Origin of the sequence: Melghiribacillus thermohalophilus, assembly GCF_004342905.1 — a bacterium.
Taxonomy (GTDB): Bacteria; Bacillota; Bacilli; order Bacillales; family Alkalibacillaceae; genus Melghiribacillus; species Melghiribacillus thermohalophilus.
In genome coordinates, this window is record NZ_SMAN01000008.1 from 71,423 (window position 1) to 95,494 (window position 24,072).

General features: G+C 43.5%; 21 protein-coding genes. 4 read left to right on the top strand and 17 right to left on the bottom strand.

The features are described 5' to 3' along the window. Nucleotides 1-18 precede the first annotated feature (18 nt). Nucleotides 19-1,722, top strand: coding sequence for a PucR family transcriptional regulator (locus EDD68_RS07635; RefSeq protein ID WP_132371646.1), 1,704 nt, complete (start codon nt 19-21; stop codon nt 1,720-1,722). An 87-nt stretch (nt 1,723-1,809) separates the two neighbouring features. On the opposite strand, the gene EDD68_RS07640 is transcribed toward EDD68_RS07635, so the two are convergent. Continuing rightward, nucleotides 1,810-2,490: a YkyA family protein gene (locus tag EDD68_RS07640; RefSeq protein WP_243646797.1), complete on the bottom strand. Its 681-nt coding sequence runs from the start codon at nt 2,488-2,490 to the stop codon at nt 1,810-1,812. Between the two features lie 178 nt (nt 2,491-2,668). Between EDD68_RS07640 and def the strand changes: the two genes are divergently transcribed. Beyond that, on the top strand, nt 2,669-3,229 hold the full coding sequence (gene def / locus EDD68_RS07645; RefSeq protein WP_132371648.1) for a peptide deformylase: 561 nt from the start codon (nt 2,669-2,671) through the stop codon (nt 3,227-3,229). A 38-nt stretch (nt 3,230-3,267) separates the two neighbouring features. Here the strand turns inward: def and EDD68_RS07650 are convergent, their stop codons facing one another. Both EDD68_RS07650 and EDD68_RS07655 read right to left on the bottom strand, forming a co-directional pair. Continuing rightward, entirely contained in the window at nt 3,268-4,023 is a 756-nt protein-coding gene (locus EDD68_RS07650) for a hypothetical protein (protein WP_132371649.1), read from the bottom strand. A 107-nt stretch (nt 4,024-4,130) separates the two neighbouring features. After that, on the bottom strand, nt 4,131-4,901 hold the full coding sequence (locus EDD68_RS07655; protein WP_132371650.1) for a Cof-type HAD-IIB family hydrolase: 771 nt from the start codon (nt 4,899-4,901) through the stop codon (nt 4,131-4,133). 474 nt (nt 4,902-5,375) lie between these two features. Here EDD68_RS07655 and EDD68_RS07660 point away from each other — a divergent pair, with 474 nt between their 5' ends. Further along, complete coding sequence (locus EDD68_RS07660) at nt 5,376-5,588, top strand: DNA-dependent RNA polymerase subunit epsilon (RefSeq protein ID WP_132371651.1); 213 nt, start codon at nt 5,376-5,378, stop codon at nt 5,586-5,588. Between the two features lie 3 nt (nt 5,589-5,591). Then, entirely contained in the window at nt 5,592-7,259 is a 1,668-nt protein-coding gene (gene rnjA / locus EDD68_RS07665) for a ribonuclease J1 (protein WP_132371652.1), read from the top strand. Nucleotides 7,260-7,310: 51 nt separating this feature from the next. Here the strand turns inward: rnjA and EDD68_RS07670 are convergent, their stop codons facing one another. The 14 genes from EDD68_RS07670 to EDD68_RS07735 form a co-directional block, all read right to left on the bottom strand. Further along, the gene (locus EDD68_RS07670; protein ID WP_132371653.1) at nt 7,311-8,477 is read right to left on the bottom strand and encodes an acetylornithine transaminase; all 1,167 of its coding nucleotides are present in this window, start codon (nt 8,475-8,477) and stop codon (nt 7,311-7,313) included. Beyond that, complete coding sequence (argB, locus tag EDD68_RS07675) at nt 8,478-9,278, bottom strand: acetylglutamate kinase (RefSeq protein WP_243646798.1); 801 nt, start codon at nt 9,276-9,278, stop codon at nt 8,478-8,480. After that, on the bottom strand, nt 9,247-10,473 hold the full coding sequence (gene argJ, locus EDD68_RS07680; protein ID WP_132371654.1) for a bifunctional ornithine acetyltransferase/N-acetylglutamate synthase: 1,227 nt from the start codon (nt 10,471-10,473) through the stop codon (nt 9,247-9,249). The genes argB and argJ overlap by 32 nt, the downstream gene beginning before the upstream one ends. A gap of 25 nt (nt 10,474-10,498) precedes the next feature. Then, complete coding sequence (argC, locus tag EDD68_RS07685) at nt 10,499-11,539, bottom strand: N-acetyl-gamma-glutamyl-phosphate reductase (RefSeq protein WP_132371675.1); 1,041 nt, start codon at nt 11,537-11,539, stop codon at nt 10,499-10,501. 357 nt (nt 11,540-11,896) lie between these two features. Beyond that, complete coding sequence (locus EDD68_RS07690) at nt 11,897-12,565, bottom strand: potassium channel family protein (RefSeq protein ID WP_132371655.1); 669 nt, start codon at nt 12,563-12,565, stop codon at nt 11,897-11,899. A gap of 260 nt (nt 12,566-12,825) precedes the next feature. Continuing rightward, complete coding sequence (locus EDD68_RS07695; RefSeq protein ID WP_132371656.1) at nt 12,826-14,658, bottom strand: ABC transporter ATP-binding protein; 1,833 nt, start codon at nt 14,656-14,658, stop codon at nt 12,826-12,828. Nucleotides 14,659-14,670: 12 nt separating this feature from the next. Next, on the bottom strand, nt 14,671-16,425 hold the full coding sequence (locus EDD68_RS07700) for an ABC transporter ATP-binding protein (RefSeq protein WP_132371657.1): 1,755 nt from the start codon (nt 16,423-16,425) through the stop codon (nt 14,671-14,673). 687 nt (nt 16,426-17,112) lie between these two features. Then, complete coding sequence (locus EDD68_RS07705) at nt 17,113-17,553, bottom strand: TlpA family protein disulfide reductase (RefSeq protein ID WP_132371658.1); 441 nt, start codon at nt 17,551-17,553, stop codon at nt 17,113-17,115. Between the two features lie 144 nt (nt 17,554-17,697). Then, a complete protein-coding gene (locus tag EDD68_RS07710) occupies nt 17,698-18,246 on the bottom strand; it encodes a peroxiredoxin (RefSeq protein ID WP_132371659.1) in 549 nt (182 codons plus the stop codon). Nucleotides 18,247-18,492: 246 nt separating this feature from the next. After that, the gene (locus tag EDD68_RS07715) at nt 18,493-19,770 is read right to left on the bottom strand and encodes a hemolysin family protein (RefSeq protein ID WP_132371660.1); all 1,278 of its coding nucleotides are present in this window, start codon (nt 19,768-19,770) and stop codon (nt 18,493-18,495) included. 197 nt (nt 19,771-19,967) lie between these two features. Beyond that, on the bottom strand, nt 19,968-20,222 hold the full coding sequence (locus EDD68_RS07720) for a YkuS family protein (RefSeq protein ID WP_132371661.1): 255 nt from the start codon (nt 20,220-20,222) through the stop codon (nt 19,968-19,970). A 63-nt stretch (nt 20,223-20,285) separates the two neighbouring features. After that, nucleotides 20,286-21,407, bottom strand: a complete 1,122-nt coding sequence (locus EDD68_RS07725; protein ID WP_132371662.1) for an N-acetyldiaminopimelate deacetylase — start codon at nt 21,405-21,407, stop codon at nt 20,286-20,288. 61 nt (nt 21,408-21,468) lie between these two features. Further along, nucleotides 21,469-22,191: a 2,3,4,5-tetrahydropyridine-2,6-dicarboxylate N-acetyltransferase gene (dapD, locus tag EDD68_RS07730; RefSeq protein ID WP_132371663.1), complete on the bottom strand. Its 723-nt coding sequence runs from the start codon at nt 22,189-22,191 to the stop codon at nt 21,469-21,471. An 82-nt stretch (nt 22,192-22,273) separates the two neighbouring features. Then, nucleotides 22,274-23,767: an MDR family MFS transporter gene (locus EDD68_RS07735; protein WP_481318844.1), complete on the bottom strand. Its 1,494-nt coding sequence runs from the start codon at nt 23,765-23,767 to the stop codon at nt 22,274-22,276. Nucleotides 23,768-24,072: the final 305 nt, after the last annotated feature.

Sequence of the window (24,072 nt, forward strand, 5' to 3'; positions counted from 1 at the left end):
TCAGAGAGGTGTAAACCCGTGCAATTTACGGTGGAAGATGTGATGAAACTTGACGTGATGAGGCGGGGACGAATACGGACAGCGAAAAATAATGTAAAACACAGACCCGTTCGTTCCATTTCCGTCATCGAAATCCCAGTTGAAGATTTTATTGAAGAAAACGAACTGGTGCTCAGTACCGGCGTTGGATGCGGGTATGATGAAACATTGTTTCAACAATTCGTGGAAGACGTGATGAATTCCCGTGCAGCGGCACTCGCTGTAGCTACAGGAAGACATATTATGAAGATTCCGGAGAAAGTTATCCAGATAGCCGAGGAAGCTGGTTTTCCTATAGTGGAAGTGCCCTGGGAAATCCGATTTAGAGACATCATAAAAGAAGTGCTTAACCATCTGCAAGACTTTCGGACATCCGTTTTAAAAGAGTCTGAAATCATGCAAAAAGATTTGCTGAATCTGTTTATTCAGGAAAGGGATCTTTCAGTTTTTGTAAAAGTCCTTGAACAAAAACTGAAACGCCCGATTATTGTTACAGACCGGGAAGGAAAAATAAAAGGAAAAAGTGCTGGTTGCGAAAAACTGGCAAAACATTTAGGCCAACGTGTCCCGCTGATGGATCAGTCCTTGAACTGGGAGTCCCTGGGGAACCCTGGACAATTTCTGTCGTCTATATCCTGTGCCAATATGGAAGGAGAAACATTCATTCGGGTTTCTGTTGGGTTTGGCAGCAGAATACAGGGGTATCTGGTAGTTTCAATCCCTTCAGACGTATCCCCTGACACTTTTCTTGAACCAGGAAATATTCATATTCTTACCCATGCAGTTCCAGCAGCGTCGTTGTGGTTTCAGAGAGAAGAAGCTGTTCTGGAAACAGAAATGAGACTGAGGGGAGATTTTGTCTGGAGTCTAGCGCGGGGGAATTTTGATTCATGGGATTCGGTCATCTCTCAGGCGAAGTCCCTCCACTACCAATTGAACGTACCTTACGTCTCTATTATTGGGTATCCGGAAAATCTGCACGATCTTTTTACAAGACAAAAATCAGATTCCCTCTCTTTTCATGAATGGCATGAACGCATGATACGAAACGTTGAACAACAATTCATTCTGTCAGCAAAAAAATGGAACAAACACATCATGACTACTTTCCAGCAAAACCAATTTATTATCTTTCTGGAATGTGCCAGAGAACATGCCCACGAGACCATTCGGCAATTTCTTGACCGTGTTGAAGAATCGCTTAAACAAACATATCCGGAACTGATTATTTCCTGGGGAACCGGGGAAAGAAGTGCAGGAGTCAATCATTTTCATGATAGTTATCATGATGCCCGTATTGCTTTAAACATAGGAAGAAAACAAAAAGGTCCCGGCCATCGGATGAGCTATGCAAATACAGCTCTGTATCGCTTAATGGAGCAACTGGCAAAAAATGAACAAATCCGTGAAATTGCCCTCTCCACCATTGGAAAATTAATTGAATATGATCGAAAAAAAGAAATGGATCTGATTCCGACCCTTGCAACATATATCCGTTATCATCGCAATGTCAGCAAATCGGCCAGGGCCCTGAATCTTCACCGTCAATCACTGCTGTACCGCCTTCGCAAAATTGAATCTCTTACGGGAATTTCTCTGGGGGATACCGATGATTTTTTTTTGCTGGACTTTAGTATAAAACTCTGGTCTGCCGGTATAGACCAGGATTCGGAAACAGTATAAGACCCCTGGTCCAAAAATGTTTTCTGGGCCAGGGGTACGTCACGGCATGAATGGATTATTCAAAAATTAAATATGATCTTCAAGAATTTACTCCTGTTCATTTTGCTCTTCTTGTTCTTCTTCATCCTCAGGCATTTCTATATTTAATTCTGTCTGTTCATAAAACTTCATTTTTAAGTCGTTATAAGTTCGAGTAAACTCATTAAATGTTTCATTTGCAGCCATGATAGCATCATAACTTTCGTTGACCTGCTCAATCTGATTTTCAAGTTTCTCTTTTGTCAGTTCCTCATTCTGGAGCATCTTGTATAATTCCTCGTTCAGATCGAGGGATTGCAGATAGTTTTCGTATAATTCGAGGTAAGCTTCATAACGCTGATCCATGGCTTCCACCATTTGTTCAGCGGTTTCTTTTGCTTCCTCCTGATCCAGCTCTTCGATTAACGGAGTTACCTTATCAAATTCTTCTTTGGCGGCTTCAATACTTTCTTTTTCGAGATCCATAATATCCCGCCGTTCATGAATGATATCTATTGCCTGCCTGGATAGCTCTACACTTTCTTCAAATTCACTGCTCGTTTTTTGAATAATTTCATCATAAAGCTCTTTTTCCTTTCGTTCGAGCTCAAGAAGAGGTTCCTGCTGAGCAGCAAAATTTTCTTCGAGTTCTACCGCTTTTTCAAGGTGTTCATACATCTGTTCTGCAGTGGATGGACCCTGAGTGCATGCAGTAAGTATGGTGAGTATTAGGATGATGACCAATCTCAATTTCCGTTGCCTCCTTATGTAGAATAAAAAATCCGAGTTTTTTTCAGTATACCACATGTAGTTACAAGCCATATATATGATTTATAAAATCTTTTATGTTTATTATTTATTTTTCCTTATTGAAATTGGTTTATGGTACACTAGATGTGAAATCTCGAAAGGTTGAGGAGTGAATGTCATGATTACGATGGATGATATCGTACGTGAAGGTCATCCTGTTTTGCGCCAGGTGGCAGACGAGGTCTCCCTGCCTCCTTCAGAAGAAGAAAAACATACATTAACAGAAATGCTTCAATATTTAATCAACAGCCAGGACGAAGAAATGGCTGAAAAATATAACTTGCGGCCAGGAGTTGGTCTGGCTGCTCCGCAAATCGGATTATCAAAGCGTATGATCGCTGTTCATTTTACAGATTTTGATGAACAAGAATACAGCATGGGCTTATTTAATCCAAAAATCATGAGCCATTCTGTGGAAAAAACATACCTTTCAACCGGTGAAGGCTGTCTTAGCGTGGACAGGGATGTCCCCGGATATGTTCCCCGTTACGCCCGTATCACGGTAAAAGGGACTGATTTAAACGGTAATGAAGTGAAATTACGATTAAAGGGATATGCCGCCATCGTTTTCCAGCATGAAATCGATCACTTAAACGGAATTATGTTCTATGACCATATCAATAAGGAAGATCCGTTTAACGTTCCGGAAAATGCAAAGCCTGCTGACCGGGAAGAATGAGCCAGTTTCTGCTGGCTCATTTTTTGTTGTTTCCTCCATTATGCTGGTTCAATGTTCCAATCGTTCAAGGTTAGGGTGCAATTGCCCAACGTGGTGCGTGTATGGCCCAACGTGGTGCGTGTATGGCCCAAGGTGAGTGCGCGATGGCCCAAAGATAGAGCTCGACGGCCAACGTGGTGCGCTGATGGCCCAACATGGTGCGTGTATGGCCCAAGGTGAGTGCGCGATGGCCCAAGGTGGTGCGCTGATGGCCCAACGTGGTGCGCGTATGGCCCAAATTTAGGGCGCGTTGGCCCAAGGTGGGTGCGCGATGGCCCAAGGTGAGTGCGCGATGGCCCAAGGTGGTGCTGCGACGGCCCAAAGAGAAGCGCTGATGGCCCAAGGTAAGTACGTAACGGCCCAAGATAGAGAGCGACGGCCCAACGTGGTGCTGCGTTGGCCCAAAGATAGAGCGCAACCGCCCAACGTGGTGCTGCGTTGGCCCAACGTGGTGCGCTGATGGCCCAAGGTGAGTGCGCGATGGCCCAAGGTGGGTGCGCTGATGGCCCAAAGTTAGGGCGCGACGGCCCAACGTGGTGCGCTGATGGCCCAAGGTGAGTGCGCGATGGCCCAAAGTTAGGGCGCGACGGCCCAACGTGGTGCGCTGATGGCCCAAATTTAGGGCGCGACGGCCCAACGTGGTGCTGCGTTGGCCCAAAGATAGGGCGCGACGGCCCAACATAGTGCGCGCATGGCCCAAGGTGGGTGTGCGATGGCCCAAGGTGAGTACGTAACGGCCCAGAGATAGAGCGCAACCGCCCAGGACCATGCGCTGACCGCCCAAGGAAAAAGCACATGCGCCCTGGATAGTTGCTTTATCCCAAAAAATTCAGAGATTCAATATCAATGGGCGATGCTCCAATTATAATAGTCCAACTTTTTTCAGTCCTTTGGCTAAGCCAGCTTTCGAGACGTGATCCGTTACAGTATCAGCTACTTTTTTTACTTGCGGATGAGCATTTCCCATGGCAACTCCAGTCCCTACAAACTCCAGCATTTCACTGTCGTTCAATCCATCTCCGAAGGCAAAAGCATTCTCCCGATCAATATTAAGATGGTCCAGCATCTTTTGAATTCCCCGCGCTTTCGATCCCCTGGCAGGCAGTACATCCGTTGAATACTTGTGCCAGCGAACAAACCGAAAAGGTTTATATGACCGATGATATTGATCTTCCTCATGTTCTTCACAGAAGATCAGAGCCTGGTAAACCGGATGGTTTTTATAAAATACAGGATCTATAGCAGGATAAGGTAATTTTAAGCTTCCAATACTCTCGGCGATAAAAGGATGATCTTCTTCAGATGCCGTCATTTTTGTCTCATTTAAGTAAACCAATGGATGGCCCTGACGCTGAGCGTGTTCCCTTAATGTGTCCAGTTCCCTTTCCGGCAGCGCTTCTTCAAAAATGATCTCCCCCTCCAATACCACAAGCTGACCGTTAAAACTAATATAGGAATGGATACCTAATTCCTGGCGAAGATGTTCATACATAAAAGGGGCCCGTCCCGTTGCAATAGCCACATAAACCCCTTTTTCTTTCAGACGATGAACAGCCTCAACGGACTCCGCTGGAATGTTTTTATGTTCATCAAGTAAGGTCCCATCTATATCAAAGAAAACAATTTTTTCCACTTACAAACCTCTCCCTCAGTGATTTTGATCCATGTTTGTGCATGATTCCTCTTCCTGGACATCGCGTCATCTCCACAAAACCAGTTAAAAAAATTTTTGTAAAATCCTGTACAGACCCGTATATACTATCTCATAGGAGATTTTTTTTCAAAAGGATGATGCTTACCTATTCAATTCTGCATAAAAGAATACTATACTATAAGTAAGAGGGAAAGGGTCGGCATAAAAAAATAACGTTTTTTAGGCTTTTCTTTACAAATGAGGAAAGGAGATGTAAGGTAGTCATGTTGAGGCGATTAAAAGAAAGGCTCAAAAAACGTTGGAAAGGTTTAGTAGGTCGAAAAACGTATGCTTAATGATGAAAATAAATGATTCCTCCGTTTCGTTTCATACTGGTGCCAATCATCGTTATTGATCAACTCTAACGGATAGGACAAGGATAAATGGAAATACATGAAATTAGGAGAGATGTAGATGATTTTTAAAGTATTTTATCAGGAATTTCCGGAGGAAGTACCTGTACGTGAACGAACAAAAGTATTGTTTGTAGAAGAAGAAAATGAACGCAATGTCTGTAAAAAACTGGCCGATCGCAATATAAATATTGAGTATATTCAGGTGCTGGATGGTAAGCATCTGGAATACGAAAAAAATACTACCGAAGACTTCAGAGTGGAGAAACTGTAAATCATGAAATTTGTAAAAAATGATCAAACAGCCGTATTTGCACTCGGAGGTCTGGGTGAAATCGGGAAAAATATGTACGGTATCCAATTCCAGGATGAGATTATCCTGATCGATGCCGGCATCAAATTTCCAGAGGACGAACTTCTCGGAATTGATTATGTCATTCCCGATTACACATACCTCGTGCAGAACAAGGATAAAATTAAAGGATTGTTTATCACCCACGGTCACGAAGACCATATTGGCGGAATCCCTTACTTGTTGAGGGAAGTCCGTATACCAATATACGGTGGTAAACTAGCGATCGGTTTAATTAAAAATAAACTTGAGGAACACGGACTGCTGAGAGGGACAAAACTTTATACCATCGATGAAGACGATGTCATAAAGTTCCGAAAAACTTCTGTGACATTCTTCCGTACAACTCACAGTATCCCTGACTCTTTTGGCATTGTAGTGAAAACACCGCCAGGAAACATTGTTCACACAGGAGACTTTAAATTTGACTTTACACCAGTTGGCGAACCGGCTAACCTCACAAAAATGGCCGAAATCGGAAAAGAGGGCGTACTGTGTCTATTATCAGACAGTACGAACAGTGAAATTCCGGATTTCACAAAGTCAGAACGGGTTGTCGGACAGAGTATCGACGAAATTTTTAGTAAAGTTGAAGGACGGATTATATTTGCAACATTTGCTTCCAACATTCACCGGCTTCAGCAGGTGGTCGAAGCAGCTGTACGCCATAAACGCAAAGTGGCGGTGTTTGGCCGCAGCATGGAATCTTCCATTAATATTGGTTTAGAACTTGGCTATATTAAGGCACCAAAAAATACGTTTGTAGACGGTAATCAAATTAACCGACTCCCAGCCGATAAAGTTACCATTTTATGTACCGGGTCTCAGGGAGAACCAATGGCGGCCCTTTCCCGCATTGCGAACGGTACACACAGACAAATTCAAATTCAGCCTGGAGATACTGTAGTCTTTTCTTCATCGCCTATTCCAGGCAACACCATTAGTGTGAACCGAACCATCAATATGCTTTACCGTGCAGGCGCAGATGTCATTCACGGCAAATTAAGCGACATCCATACGTCTGGTCATGGAGGACAGCAAGAACAAAAGCTGATGCTCCGTTTAATCAAACCAAAATATTTCATGCCGATCCATGGAGAATACAGGATGTTAAAAGAACATACAAAGCTAGCAGAAGCATGTGATATACATCCGAAAAATTGTTTTATCATGGATAATGGCGACGTGCTAGCACTCGGAAATGACTCTGCGGCTATCGCGGGCAAAATTCCTTCAGGTTCAGTCTATGTGGACGGAAGCGGAATTGGAGATATAGGTAACATTGTCCTGCGCGACAGACGTATTCTTTCTGAAGAAGGCCTTGTGATCGTAGTTGTAAGCATCAATATGAAAGACTTTAAAATTGCAGCAGGCCCGGATATTATTTCAAGGGGATTCGTCTATATGCGAGAATCCGAAGACCTGATTAATGAGGCTCAAAAACTCGTTTCCAGACACCTTGAAAAAGTGATGGAACGCCGCACCTCACAGTGGTCTGAAATTAAAAATGAAATCACCGACACGATTGCCCCTTTCCTTTATGATAAAACGAAACGGAAACCAATGATTCTGCCAATAATAATGGAAGTCTAAACCAACAAGCACCCTGCCTCGAATGGAGGCAGGGTGTTGTTGGTTGTAAACCTATTTAACAGCTGCAGAGCTGGCTGCAACAGTGTGTAAAGCTTGTGAAATTATTTCTGCAGCCTTTTTTAATTCATCATAGGTTACGGTTAGCGGGGGAAGAAGGCGGATCACATTCGGACCTGCAGTCAGGGCCAACAATCCTTCTTTCCGCATGGCAGCAAGTACCGGCGCTCCTTCCCGAACCAGTTCGATTCCCAGCATCAGCCCCTTTCCCCGGACTTCTTTCACAAGCGGTTCCTCTTTTAGTAGATTCTTTAACAGTGCTTTGAACCAGTTTCCCTTTTCTCTGACCTTTTGTAAAAACGCAGAATGAAATATTTCATCCAGGGTAGCCTTTGCGCTGGCCACAGCAAGTGGATTTCCTCCAAAAGTGGATCCGTGGGATCCTGCTGAAAAACTGGCAATCAGTTTTCCTTTTCCAATCATCGCACCGATCGGAAATCCGCTTCCCAGACCTTTTGCAAGGGTAATGATATCCGGGCTGATACCGTAATGTTCGTAGCCGAAAGCCTTTCCGGTACGTCCGATCCCTGTCTGCACCTCATCGACGATCAGCAGTGCGTCAAGCTTCTGACATGTTTGCTCAACCGCCTGCAGAAATTCAGGTTTAGCCGGTACCACTCCCCCCTCACCCTGGATGACTTCTATCATAATGGCTGCAATATCGGAATCATTTAAAGATTTTACAGCATTTCGATCATTGTATGGTAAATAGTCAAAGGTGGGAGCCAGGGGGCCAAATCCTTCCTGTATTTTTTTTTGTCCTGTGGCTGACATGGTGGCGTACGTTCGCCCGTGAAACGACTGATAAAAAGTTATGATTTTATGTTTCCCAGTATGTTTTCTCGCCAGCTTAATGGCTGCTTCATTCGCTTCTGCCCCGCTATTGGCAAAAAAGACCGCATCTCCTGTTGAATGTTCAACCAATTTTTTCGCCAGTTCTTCCTGACCGGGAATATGAAACAGATTGGAAACATGCCAGACCTGATCCAGCTGTTTTTGAAGGGCCGTTTTGACCTGTTCTGGCTGATGACCCAGATTACAAACGGCAATTCCTGATACAAAATCCAGGTACTCTTTTCCATTTGTATCATAGATATAGACACCTCTGGCTTTTTTTACTTCTATATCCCAGCGGGCATATGTTGGAAATAAATAACTCAACTACATCACAACCTTTTTCTTCACAATTTTCGTCCCGATTAAAGTCCCCTGTTTAAAAACGGCATCTTTTCCATTCACAATCATGACCTCTTTTAATTGCCCGGACAGAACCGTCAGTGATGAAGTGACCTTTGGAATCATCCCTCCAAAAATGACTCCATCATCAATCAGCTCTTGAATTTGCTGTTCATCCGCTTCTTCGATCAATGTTCCATTTTGTAAAATACCAGGCACATCGGTGACGAACACCAGCTGCTCTGCGTTCATATTTTCGGCTACTGCTGCTGCACATAAATCAGCATTGATGTTAAGGATCTGCCCATCTTCCGTTTTTCCCAGTGGGGCAATGACCGGAACATAGGTGAGTTCCAGTAACGATAACAGGAAGTCCCGATTCACACGGCTGACTTTGCCAACCAGCCCCAAATGTTCTTCGTCCAAAAAGGAACTGGTTAATAATCGTCCATCACAGCCGGATAACCCGACAGCCTCTATTCCGTTTTTTTGGAGCCTGGCCGTTAACCACTTGTTTATTTTTCCTGCGAGTACCATTTGGACGACTTCCAGCACTTCCGGGGTTGTTTTTCGCTGACCGTTGTAAAACTGACTCTTCACTTCAAGTTTTTCAAGCATCCGGTTGATTTCCGGACCTCCGCCATGGACAAAAATCACATGCCTGGTCTTCATCAACTTCTTTATACTTGTGATAAAAGAATCCGCCAGTTCTTCGAGCATGCTTCCCCCGAGTTTAATCACTACTACCGGTTTATTACGTCCGGTAACTGGCATTGATTTTGACATAGTCATAGGTTAAATCACATCCCCACGCTTTTCCTTCTTCGTTCCCTAAATGCATAACGACAGAAATTCGTATTTCTTCCTGCTTGAGGTATTCGGCCACTTCTTCCTCTGAAAAGGATTGAGGAAGGCCGTCTTTAAACATTAAATGGGGACCGATATAGACTTCCATTTCATTCGGATTCACATCCGCTTCACTGGATCCGATCGCTCCGACAATCCGCCCCCAGTTCGCATCCGATCCGTAAATGGCTGTCTTGACCAGGGAAGAGCCGACAATGTTTTTGGCAATGACCCGTGCATCCGCTCTGGATGAAGCTCCCTGAACGGAAACTTCTACCAGTCGGGTAGCCCCCTCCCCGTCACGTGCGATCTGTTTTGCCAGATCTTCACACACTTTTCGTAGTCCTTCTTTAAACAAACCAACATCTGGATGGTGTTCATCAATCGGCTGGTGTTTTGCCTCGCCATTTGCCATAACCAGGACCATATCGTTGGTAGAGGTATCCCCGTCCACGGTAATTTGATTAAACGTCACATCGGTAACTTCTTTTAACATTTGCTGAAGAACGGTAGCAGGGACATTTGCATCTGTTGTAATAAAGGCAAGCATCGTTGCCATATTCGGATGAATCATCCCTGAACCCTTTGCTGCTCCTGCGATGGTCACTTTCTGATCATCAATCGTTAGTTCATAACAGGATCGTTTCGTAAACGTATCGGTAGTCAGGATCGCTTCCTCAAATCCTTCTGCCCCCTTTTTCGATCGGGCAAACGATACCTCTTCGATGCCTTTTTTGATCTTTTCCATGTCTAAATACTCCCCAATCACGCCGGTAGAAGCAACAGCTACAAAATGATCAGGGATGTCAAGGCGGCTGGCAGTCAATTTTCGCATGTCATAAGCATCCTTCATCCCTTTTTCTCCTGTACAGGCATTGGCAATGGCACTGTTGACAACGATCGCCTGAAGCTTCTGTTCTTTCGAGAGGCTTTCGCGGGTAACTGTAAGGGGAGCAGCCTGGACATGATTCTGAGTATAAACAGCCGCACATTCAGCAGGCACCAGGCTTACCAGCATTCCCAAATCTTTTTTTGCGTAACGGAGACCGGTGTGCATCCCACCTGCCTGAAATCCTTTTGGTGTAACAAGGGTGCCATTTTCAATTTTTTGAATGATAGCCTCCTTTGTTTTCATGTACAAATCATTCCTCCTCCTCTTTTTATGGATAAACGGGTAGTAAATGTTTCAACCCCAGTGTCTCATCAAAGCCGAATAAAAGGTTAAAATTTTGAACAGCCTGACCGGCAGCTCCTTTCATGAGATTGTCGATAACAGACACAATGGTCAACCTCCCTGTTCTCGGGTCCAGTTTCAAACCGATGTCACAGTAGTTCGAGCCATACACATCCTTCGTACCCGGAAATGAACCATCCTTTCTGACTCGTACAAAGGGCATGTTTTGATAGAATTGATTGTAAAGGTCCATCAACTGTTCCTGGGATTGATTCTCTGCAAGTTCCACATATATGGTCGCCATAATCCCTCTCGTCATTGGAATAAGATGGGTTGTAAAGGAAATAGGACCTATGTTTGGATCCATGTCCTTTAGCTCCTGTTCAATCTCAGGGATATGCTGATGCCTGTGCACTTTGTATATTTTTAGGTTTTGCTGCATTTCGGTGAAGCTCGTGCCGATTGAAGGTTTTCTTCCTGCACCCGACACACCCGACTTAGCATCAATAATAATAGATGACGATCTGACAAGCTGATGTTTCACAATTGGGGTAAGGGCGAGTAGTGTTGCCGTCGGATAGCATCCCGGATTGGCAATAATGTGAGCCTGTTCTATACAAGCCCGGTTGACTTCAGACAGGCCGTAAACCGCATTCTGAAGGAGTTCACCCGGTGCAGCGGTCTTCTGATACCATTTTTCATACTGATCTGGATCTTTCAACCTGAGGTCTCCAGATAAATCAATAATCTTAATATCTTCTGACAGGAGCCCGGGTGTTAAAGATGCTGAAACTCCAGATGGTGCGGCCAGGAAAATGACATCATGTTCATCCTTCATTTGTTCGGTTTTTATCGGATGAAGGTCAAGGGGACAGACTTCTGTCAAATGGGGATAGACACTGCTGTACTTTTTGTGCTCATCAGAAGATGTGTAAAGCGTACAGGATGAGACTTCAGGGTGATTCGATAAAATCCGGTACAGTTCAGTGCCCCCGTATCCTGTTGCACCGATAATTCCAATATTCAAAGCGATCACCTGCATTCCTTTTCTAAATTAGTTTACATTATAATATTGTATATTTATAAAATCAATTGAATATTTATAATTTTTTTGAATTAAAACGCTTTCTTGTGTTTTTCACCCACAAAGCAGATGAATCTAATGAGTTAGAGTGTTTACACTTTTTCATATACAGTAATGAAGGGTGTAAATGATTCGAAAAAAGCAAAGTTTTTATCGGGAATTAACAGAAAGATGCGTATGTGTCACGCCAGGGGAGGGTGTTGAAGGATTCACTCGGCGGTCAATACTTGAATAAAACAGCGGTAAACTTGTTTATACAAAAAAAACCCGGCGGTTAACCGGGTTTTGGTTTCAATCCTCTTAATCATCGTCGACAACCAGATGCTTTTCAAATCGGGAAATATCCCGATCTGCACCGATTACGATAAGAACATCGTCACTTCGGATGACCTCGTTGGCCATTGGGGATACAATAATATCCTTATCCCGTTTGATGGCGACGACATTACAGCCATACTTCGCACGAATGTCTAGATCAATTAGCGTGCGGCCGCTCATTTTTGTTCCTGCTTTGACTTCCACGATACTGTGTTCATCGGAAAGTTCCAGATAGTCCAGGACATTGCTGGAAATGAGATGATGGGCAATCCGTTTTCCCATGTCCCTTTCCGGATGAACAACACGATCCGCTCCAATTTTGCTTAATACTTTCGCGTGATAGTCATTCTGGGCTTTAACCGTGATTTTCTTTATGCCAAGTTCTTTTAAAATCAGCGTAGTTAAAATACTGGACTGCAAATTATCGCCGATTGCTACGATGACATGATCGATATTCGTTATGCCTAATTCCTTTAATACATGCTCATCTGTCGAATCCGCAATCACAGCATGAGAAACAATATCTTTAAATTCGTTCACTTTGTCTTCATCGACATCAATGGCAAGGACTTCCATCCCTTCCTTGCTGAGCTCTCTGCAAATGCTGCCTCCAAATCTTCCAAGTCCGATAATGGCAAATTGTTTTTTCATGATTATGCCTCCATTACTTGTTCATCGCTGCCATTAGTCTAACACATTTTGTCAGGAAAATGGAGATGAAAAATAAAGAAAAGCAGATACGCCTCGTTTCGCCCATAGACTCTGGAAGGCCCCGGGCGAAGGCTTCCGCCGCTTGAGCAGAACCGAATCCGTTTAAAGGCAGGACACCTAAGAAGTTCTGCTCAATCAACGTTTTTCACTTGAAACAAAGCCGGCAATGAAGGATTCTTCCTCCCGCCGGCTTTCGTCTACTACATAGCATCCAGCATCTGAAACTGAGCTTTCACAAGCTTGTAATATTCTCCCTTTTTCCCCATGAGTTCATCATGAGTGCCCTGTTCAATGATTTTACCGTGATCAAGTACGATGATATTGTCGGAATCACGAATGGTTGACAGCCTGTGGGCAATGACAATCGATGTTCGTCCTTTTAATAGTTTTTTCATTGCCTTCTGGATTTTTACTTCCGTTTCGGTATCAATACTTGCTGTTGCTTCATCGAGAATTAATATTTTCGGGTCGGCAAGGAGGGCTCTGGCAAAGGACAGCAATTGCCGTTCTCCTACCGATAAAATATTTCCCCGCTCTTCGACTTCGGTCTCATACCCATTAGCCAGCCGTTGAATAAAATCGTGAGCTCCGACTAATTTAGCAGCTTCAATCACTTCTTCATCTGTGGCATCAGGGCGGCCAAAGCGGATATTTTCCATGATGGTACCCGAAAAAATGAACGTATCCTGAAGGACAATGCTAATATTTTGCCGCAGACTGTCCAGTTTGATGTCCCGCAGGTCATGACCATCCACTAAGACTTTACCTGCTGTCGGATCATAAAAACGGCTCACTAAATTAGCGATAGTCGTTTTTCCTGATCCGGTATGACCAACGAGTGCCACCGTCTGACCCGGTTTCATCTCAAGGGATATGCCATCCAGAGCTGTACGCTTTTCATCATATGAAAACGTAACCTGATCAAATTGGATATGTCCCCGAACATGTTCCAGGTCGATAGCGCCTTTTCTCTCCTCCACGTTTGGCTTTTCATCCAAAAATTCAAAAATCCGTTCAGATGATGCCATCGCCATGAGCAGCTGATTATAAATTTGTCCCAGACGGGAAATAGGATCCCAGAACATTCCCAGATAAAAAGCAAAGGACACAAATACACCTGTAGAAATATCCTCTGTTTGGATAAGGTGAGCCCCATACCAGATCAATATAGCGGTTCCAATAGCATTGCTCATCTCCACGAAAGGACGGAACATGGCACTTTTTCTCGTAGCTATTCGCCAGCTTTCAAAGTTATCGGTATTCACACCGTCAAAATAAGCGGTATTTTCCTTTTCCTGTGAAAAAGACTGGGTCACGCGGATCCCCTGAATGCTTTCGTTCAAATGGGAATTGAGCCGTGACTGCTGAATCCGCACTCCCTGCCATGAACGGCGTATGTTTTTTCGCAGTTTGGTAGAAATCAGAAACATAATCGGGATAATGACCATGATGGCAAGGGTCAGTTTTGGACTCAGAATGAATAAGATGACAAGAATACCTGTTAACGTCAGAACATCCATTAACAGATTAATAATCCCGTTCGTAAAAAGTTCCTGCAGGGAATTAATATCATTCATGATCCGTACAAGAATAGATCCTGCTGAACGGGAATCAAAAAACCGGTGAGATAGCCGCTGGACATGAGAAAACAGGTGTCTGCGCAAATCAAAAATCACGTTCTGTCCCAGATGGTTGACCCAGCGTATCCTTAGGGCATTTCCTACATAGCTGATAAGGTATAATATTCCGATGATAACGACCAGCGTTATCAGCAGATCGGTATTTTTATCTTTAATGGCGTGATCGACTGTATAAACCCCTATGATAATCGGCGCTGCCAGCCGTACGGAAGTGGATGCCATCATAGCCAGCATGGCTGCCGGCAGCAGTGTGAAGGCGTAGGGTTTTAAATAACTCAACAGGCGGACGAGCTGTTTCCAGTTAAATGGTTTATCAATCGCCTGATCAATCGTGTAATGAAATCGGTTTATATGCCGGTTGACGGTTTTCTCTGCTTGTTTTCCCCTGGTCATATTCCCCCTCCTTTAACCTCTCTGTTTTTCCATAATGACATCCTTGTCCTGGTACTGAATGTCATAGATTCGCTGGTATGGACCGTTATTTTTAAGCAAATCTTCATGGACACCCCGTTCGACAATTTTTCCGTCTTCAAGAACCAGGATTTCATCAGCATGTTTCAGGGAAGAAATCCGATGGGCAATGATAAAGGTGGTTCTTCCTGTCATCACTTCTTTTAATGCCTTTTGAATCTTAAATTCCGTTTCCATATCAACGGCACTTGTGGCATTGTCCAGGATTAAAATACTTGGATTAATCAGGATGGCCCGGGCAATGGAGATTCGCTGTTTCTGACCGCCGGAAAGCCCCATTCCCCTTTCCCCTAGCATGGTGTCATATCCGTCAGGCATTTCCATGATAAAGTCGTGGGCCTGGGCCCGCTTCGCTGCATCAATGACTTCCTCCATCGAAGCTTCTGGATTACCGTAACGGATATTTTCCTTGATCGTAGTGGAGAACAAAAATGGTTCCTGCAGGACAAATCCAATATTTTTCCGCAATGTTTTCAGTGAATAATCCTTAACATTGACGCCATCAATCAAAATTTCTCCTTCATCCGGTTCATAGAAGCGGGTGATCAGCTGAGTGATCGTCGTTTTTCCTGAACCAGTTGAACCGATTAATCCGATTATTTTTCCCGGTGGTGCATCAAAGGTAATATCCTTTAAAGCGGCATCGTCATCCTGTGTATAAGTGAGTGACACATGTTTAAACGTTACATGTCCCTCAAGTCTTTCTTTTGAGATGGCACCAGGAGCTTCCTCAATATCTTCTTCAGCTTCCAGGATTTCCAGGAGGCGCTCACCGCTTGCTTTCGACTGAGAAAATAGGTTAATGACAAAACCCAGGTTCATCAAAGGCCACATAATGTACCAGACCAGACTAAAAAAGGCAACCAGTTCACCAGTATGAAGATCTCCGTTAATGACGAGATGGCCACCATAAGCAAGGAGAGCCACAACACAGATGTTTCCGATAAACTCCATCAAAGGGAAAAATTTTGACCAGATGCTGGCCGTTTGTAAATAATTCTGCCGATAATCCTCATTTTTCTCCAGGAACCGGCCAATTTCAAAATCTTCCCGTGAAAGGGATTTAACCGTATTGATTCCGCTGATATTTTCCTGGACCTTCGTATTGAGTCGCCCAAATGACTTGCGGACTCCACGAAATGCCGGATGAACCCGCTTATCAAACTGGTATACGACTACGGCCAGAAATGGCATGGCCGCCATTGTGACAAGAGTCAGCGGAACCGAGTAGTAAAACATGACCCCAAGGGTGAATGCAATCAGGAGGAAAATGCGGATCAATTCCGCAAACCCAAATGATAAAAAGAAACGAAATCCTTCTACATCTGCTGTCAGCCTTGACATCAGATCCCCCGTTCTCGCATTGTCATAATACCGAAAAGAAAGACGCTGTAATTTTTTATATAGCGCGTCACGAAGGGAATAGACAGATTGAATTCCAAACATGTCACCTAAATACTGATGAAAAAAAGTGGATATTCCCTTCACTCCCATAATCGCTATAAAGCCAATAGCTAGATATGGGATCAAGTCATACTTTCCCCCGAGGATGACCTCATCAATGGTCAGCTGAAGGACAATGGGATAAATCACTGTAATCCCTGTAACAAACAACAAGAAAAATAGAGAAATAAAAAAGAACCTTTTATAAGGCCAATAGAATTCTTTTAGTTTTTTAAACGTATTCACGCGTCCCCCTCCTTTGCGCTTTTTAAAGCGTATATATAAATATATCGGGTTCCGAAATAAATTTCCACCCATTTTTTAAAAAAATTTTAAAAAATTTTTCATCCTTTATGTTCAGCTATCCATTCGTGAACAATCCAGTGTCAGCCAACTCATTATACATCAGATTGTATGGTTTCCCCCTCGACGGAACAACCGTCTATAGACTGAATTCCACTACTCCTTTCCTCTTAGATGAGTAAAAGGAGGGGCTGATTTTTCTCCTTTTTTCCCTGAAACACCCTGACGTGTACAGGGGGGAATGCTGCTATATGAAAAAGGTTTTTGAAGAGAGTCTGTAGAATGTTGCACAGGCTTTTGGAGCCTGAAGCCCTACCCGGGTGTATCGATGACATTCGGTATGGGCAGGACGATTACGGTTCTGTGAAATGGGATGTTGATCATTAAAGGAAATGATAAATATCTCACAACATGTTCTCGCATTGTTGTCCGTCAACCCCCCCCCATCACGGACACTACGAAGAAACGTTCATCTGTTGCCTTTCCTATATAATGTGCCGTTCCAGGTAGACAATAAGACCCTTGTCTGACAAACCATACTATTTAAATAAACGTAATCATCAAAACCATGTTTACAAAATAAAAAAACTGTCTGGTTGGACGAAACCAGACAGCTATATCCCGGATGGCTTATTCACCAAGTACGCGGTTCACTCGTTTTTCGAGCATTTTCATCCCACCGCCACCGGCCTGAAAATGACGGAGCTTCCCTTCTGCATCAAATACATAATAAGCAGGCACATATTGATTTTCAAAGGCATCAGTCAGAGTATGAGTATTGTCAACATAGATCGGCTGGGTCATTCCCAGGTTTTCAGCGATTTCTTTAACCTGATCAATATCTAGATCTTTCTCAGAGCGGGGCATGTGAACAGCCACAACATTTAATTGATCTTTGTACTGATCTCTGAATTCATTTACTTTTGGCATGGCTTCCTTACAAAGCCCGCAGCTGACAGACCAGAAATGAATTAGCGTCGGCTTTTCTCCGACTAACTCTTCTTTTGTTACTTCTCCATTAATCCACTCGGTCGCCCCATCTAATTCAGGCATTGGCGTGCGCAAACGCATGACATACCACTCCCTCTGTTCATTTATATCGTACGGATTTGATTCATAAAACAAGATATATGAATCATCATCTTTGAAGAACATTATATGTTTAAAAAAAGGCCTAACACAGGACATGTTAGACCTTTTCTGTAAAAGGATGCCTTACACTTTAAGAGTTTCTTGACCTGGCTTCCAGTTTGCCGGGCAAAGTCCTCCAGTTTGCAGAGCCTGAAGTACACGAAGAACTTCATACACTTCACGGCCGATATTGTTGTGGTGGACAACCTGATATTGTAATTCACCTTCCGGATTAATGATGTACAGACCACGAAGAGCTACCCCTTCTTCTTCAATCAGTACACCATAATCACGGGAAACCGTATGGTTCGTGTCAGCAGCAAGCGGATACTTCAGCTGACCTAAACCGTTATCGTCACGTGGTGTGTTGATCCATGCAAGGTGAGTATGAATCGTGTCTGTAGAAACACCAATTACCTCAGCATCAAGATCCTCAAATTCATCATAACGGTCAGAAATGGCTGTGATTTCAGTTGGACATACAAATGTAAAGTCCATTGGATAGAAGAATAGAACGGTCCATTTTCCTTTTTTCATATTTTCTTCAAGACTCACCTTACCAAATTCTTTGTTTGGCATAACAGCATCCATTTCAAAACGAGGTGCCTGTTTACCTACCATACGTTCTGCCATATGTAATCCCTCCATGTTAAAATTTTTCTTATATCGTATTTTGGCACAGCCAATATCCATTATAACGAGGGTGTTATTTTAAGTCAATATTAAATTGTAATAAATTTAATCTGACTTTACCTAACCCTTCTATAATTTCTGCTTTATCATTATATCCCTTTTTCATTCTCATTAAACAATTTTTCTTATCAGTTGTAAAATGGTTTGCCCGTGAACCAAATGCCGATCTTTTGCATTCAAAAAATGTTATGCTTTGGTGACTTCAACTTTTTTAATATACCCCTCTTCCTTTTCTAAAACTTTAAATGCATAACCATGGGAATAGATAACCGTTTCCTCGCCAGCATCCATATTCTTCGTGAAGATCCAGCCAGAGAGGGTATCGATATCATCATCCTCCAGTTCAATTCCCAGCAATTCATCGATTTCCTGGATGGGGATTTTTCCCTGAACAATGTAATGACCCTCTTTTATTTTTTTATAGGGGAGTTCTTCTTCATGATCAAATTCATCTCTGATCTCCCCGACAATTTCTTCAAGGATATCCTCAACGGTGACGAGTCCAGATGTTCCACCGTATTCATCGATTAAAACAGCAAGATGGGTTCGGTCCTTTTGCAATCTTAACAATAAATCATGAATAGGAATATTTTCAAATACTTTGATAATTGGTCGAACAAACGGCTTGAGGGAGTCCAGCTTATCCCAATCTTCATAAAACAATTCTTTAATATGAATCATCCCAATAACGTGATCTTTATCTCCATCGATTACTGGATAGCGGGTATAGCGGCTATCCTTCACCTGGTGTAAAATTTTTTGAACGGGTTCATTCATATCAATGACTTCCATATCTGTACGGGGGATCATAATCTCTTTTGCTGTCCGATTGTCAAATTCAAAAATCCGGTCGACATATTGATACTCGGATTTGTTTATTTCCCCTTTCTGATAACTCTCACTTAAAATATAGCGCAGTTCTTCTTCACTATGGGCTTCTTCCTGCTCACTCACTGTTTTAAACCCAAGGAGACGAACAATCAGATTACCTGCGCCGTTTAAGGACCAGATGAACGGATACATAATCCGGTGAAACCAGTAAAGAGGCCTGGCTACTAATAAAGTAATTTCTTCCGCTTTTTGAATCGCAATCGTTTTAGGTGCCAGTTCTCCCAGAACCACATGTAAAAATGTAACAATCGAAAATGCAATAACAAACGATACGGTATGTGTCACGGCTTCAGGCAGCTTAAACATAGCAAAAAGTGGATATAATAAACGGTCCACGGTCGGCTCACCCAGCCAGCCAAGGCCGAGTGCCGTCACCGTAATTCCTAATTGACAGGCAGACAAGTAATCATCGAGCTGGTTTGTAATTTTCAAAGCAAGTTTGGCACTTTGCACGCCGTCACCAGCTCTCGCTTCCAGTTGACTCTTTCGCACTTTAACGATAGCGAATTCACTGGCTACAAAAAAAGCCGTTAATACAATTAATAAAGCCACAATCACTAATTTGATCACCATTGATTCTTTCCTCTCCCCTTATCATTAATATTTCATATGATAAAATCAGCAACCACCCCGGTACTCGACTTTTTACTTAGATGGGGAACCGGGGAGTTGCCAGATGAACGTGGAATGAAAAAAAGGGGAATGGTATTTTTCCAGGCTAAATCATTAAGCTTACCGTTTTACATGGTATGGTGGTTAAACCTAATGGATTATCCCTGTTCCCGGCTGATGCGCTCTTCTACTTCTCTTACCACATCTTCAGCAGTCATTCCCTTTACCTGGATTACTGAGGCATCTGGAACATCAGAAGTCATGCCCATGACGTTTTGATCCTGACCAGTTACACAGCAGCAATCACAGGTTTCAGCATCTTCCATATTTTTCAACACGACTACGTCATAACCTTTCTCTTCAAGTGCCTCTTTTACATCTGTCAGGGACTCTTCTACACCAATTCGGGTCATAAATGCATTCCTCCTGTAAATTTCATTTCTTTCTTTAAAATTCCCTGACCAGATGGAAACTATTCAAATTTGAATGGTCCGGATGACGTGTTCTACCGCTTTTACTCCTACTTCGAGTGCTTCCTCTTTCGGGGTCAGTCTGGCATGATGAAGACCATAGGGGGACTCGACACCAAGCCAGAACATAAACCCGGGGATTTCTTTTAACATGTATCCAAAGTCTTCTCCAGTCATCGCCTGACCTGCTTCAACAAAACGTATGCCGATATCTTCCATTTCCTGACGAAATTGAGCAACATATTTCCCGTCATTCCATACCTGAAAATAGCTGGCACCATAATCGACGGACGTCTCACAGTCATAACGTATTTCAATGGCCTTTACTGTCCGTTCAATCTTTTCTTTAACTTTATTCATTGTTTCAGGTTTTAATGTACGGATTGTGCCTTCCACCCGGGCATGTTCGGCAATAATATTTTGAACGGTGCCCCCGGTCATTTTCCCGATCGTGATCACTGCTGAATCAAGGGGGTCAATCATTCGGGAAATGATTTGCTGAACATCCACAACAAAGTGACTGGCTGCCAGTACCATATCTTTTGTCCGATGGGGATAGGCGGCATGTCCTCCCACCCCATGAAAATCAACATAAAGTTCACTCGTATTCGCAAAGAGCAGACCTTCACGGGAAGAAACGGTTCCTACCGGCAATTCCGGTGCAATATGTAAGGCAAAGATCATATCCGGTCGGTATTTTTTCATTGGGTCAGACTGTAGCATGGGCCATGCACCGCCAGGCCCCTCTTCGGCTGGCTGGAAAATCACCAGCACATTGGATTCAGGCGGATGCTCCGCAAGTTTTTTCAATACCCCAAGTGCAATAGTCATATGAAAATCATGACCGCATGCATGCATTTTCCCATCATGCTCGGAAGCATAGGAAAGTCCGGTTTCTTCTTGAATAGGAAGGCCATCTATATCCGTTCGATAGCCTATTGTATGTCCTCCTTTTGTGCCTTTCACAAATACGAAAATCCCCGTTTTCCACGGTTCTACAATCAGTCGTTCCTGGGGAAGATTTTGTATAAATGATAAAAGATACTGCTGGGTTTTCAACTCCTGAAACCCTAATTCCGGTATGCGATGCAGATCCCTGCGAACGGATTGCAGCTCTTCCAATTTCAAGCCCCTCACCTCTATCCATAACTTAAATGAACAGGCGGCTCACACCTGTTCATTTATGGGTTTACTCTTGATTCAGTTTGCGCAATTCCTGTTTGATTTCGGTTTTGCTTCTTGTCTGATCATCCATTTCTTTAATCTTTTTCGCAGGCGTACCGGCCACTACCGTATTTGGTGGCACATCTTCTGTTACCACAGCACCGGCAGCTACTACAGATCCCTCGCCTACGGTTACACCTTCTAAAATCACGGCATTGGCACCGATGACCACATTATCTTCTACGATTACTGGTTTAGCAGAAGGGGGTTCAATAACACCGGCGAGCACGGCACCCGCTCCGATGTGACAGTTTTTGCCAACCGTAGCACGTCCGCCGAGAACAGCGTTCATATCGATCATTGTCCCTTCGCCAACGACAGCCCCGATATTAATCATCGCTCCCATCATAATTACCGCTCCATCGCCGATTTCAACCTGATCACGAATAATCGCTCCTGGTTCAATACGGGCATTAATCCCTTTTAAGTCCAGCAGCGGAATGGCAGAATTTCTGCGATCATTTTCAATCACATAATCGGTTATGGCTCCCTTAAACTGTTCCAGCACTTCTTTTACATCTTTCCACTCACCAAACAATACACCTGTATGATCATCGACAAATGCTTTTATCTTGTCCCCGTACTGAATATCCTGCAAATAGTTCCCTTTTACAAAAACTTTCACAGGGGTTGATTTTGTACTGTTGGAAATAAAATCGATAATCTCATTGGCATCCATCATTTTCATCGCAATCTACCTCCAGTAGCTGATGTTTTATGTAAATGGTTGTTTTTCTTTACTGTACCAAAATGTCACTATATAATACAAGCTAAACCTTTTCTCCTTTTGGGAGCATGGTAATGAGGAAAAAACTGAGCACCGCGAGAATGAGCAATCCTGCATAAACATGATGCAATCCGACTGTTAAAGCATCCTGAAGAAGCCTCCGGACGTCCTCACTTAAAAGCATTCTTTGATGGGCATCCATCAGCTGATTGGCTGTATCCACCGAAATGTGATCTGACAGTCCCTCTTCTTTAATCAAGCCATTGATGCGATTATTCAAAATGCCTCCAAGCAGAGCAGCACCCAGGGCACTGCCGATGGACCGCATGAACATGTTGGAAGCTGTTGCAATCCCCCTCAACTTCCAGCCGACCGTTGTTTGAATGGAGACGATAAACGATGTGGAAGACAGTCCCATTCCTACACCAATAAAAAAGGAACCAGTTCCCGCCCAGATGGGCCCCCTGTCAGGGGAAAGCATAAAGAAAATCATCCCACCTATGATTAAGGAGACCCCTCCCAGGATAGAGGTAGTCCGAAAACCAATTGTTAATATCAATCTTCCTGCCAGTGTAGCTGCAATGGGCCAGCCAATCGACATGGTCGTCAGCGTAAATCCTGCCACCGTAGCTGAACGTTCCATCACTCCCTGAACGAAGGCTGGCAAATAACTGGATACGCCAATCAAAATCATGCCCGTTGTGAGGGAAGTCAGGTTTGCAATTGAAATCGATCGGTGTTTCCAGATGGAAAAGGGCATCATCGGCTCTTCTGCCCGTCGTTCCTGATGGAGAAACAAAATAAATCCCAGAGCACTCATCCCAAGAAGCATATACATTTCAGGAGATCCCCAGGGAATGCCCACTCCGCCTTCAACAAGGATATAAAGGAGGCTGCTTACAAATAGAATTAACCAGATCGAACCTAAAAAATCAATGGCCGGCTTCTTTTTCTCGATATTTTCATGAAAAAATAATATCACACCCGCCATCGCCAGCAGTCCCAGAGGAATGTTCATGAAAAAAACGTAGTGCCAGCTGAGTACATCGACAAAAAATCCTCCGAGAGCGGGCCCGGATACAGCCGAAATTCCCCAGACGCTGGATAAATACCCCTGAATTTTTGCCCGTTCTTCTTTAGTATAGATATCACCAACAATGGTGGTAGCAATAGGCATTAATGCACCTGCACCAATTCCCTGAATAAATCGTGCACCAATCAACATCTCCATGGTACCGGCCACGCCACACCCGACGGAACCAAGCATAAAAACCGTAATTCCGATCAAAAAAATAGGTTTCCGGCCGTACAGGTCCGACAATTTGCCAAAAATGAGGACCGTTCCGGCATTGGTCAGCAAATAAGCAGAAAATACCCAGCTGTACATAGAAAAACCACCCAAATCAGCAGCAATGCTGGGCATAGCTGTTGATACAATTGTTGCCTCGATGGCGGCCAGAAACATCGCCAGCATAATCGATGCCAGGACAAGGGGACGCTTTATTTGTCGGGGCTGTTCGTTAGGTATGGCTTCCATCATGATTCTCCTCTCAGGTCACATCCTAATTTCAACAAATGAATAGCCGACATTCAGTTTATTCTTCATTCAGGTAACAAGTTGCATCCGGAATATTATAGCAGATTCACTCATTAATGGCTCTCCCCAATGAAGTGTGTTGAAAATTGAAAAATGCAGAATCTTCCTCTATCGTTAATAGTAACCAACCAATACCGATAGAGAGGAAGTTCTGCATGTATAAACAGTTTACTACAGATATCCTTCACTTACAAAATTTTCGGTTAACCAACCAGGGAGAGCGAGTTCAGGATGGGTGGATTCTG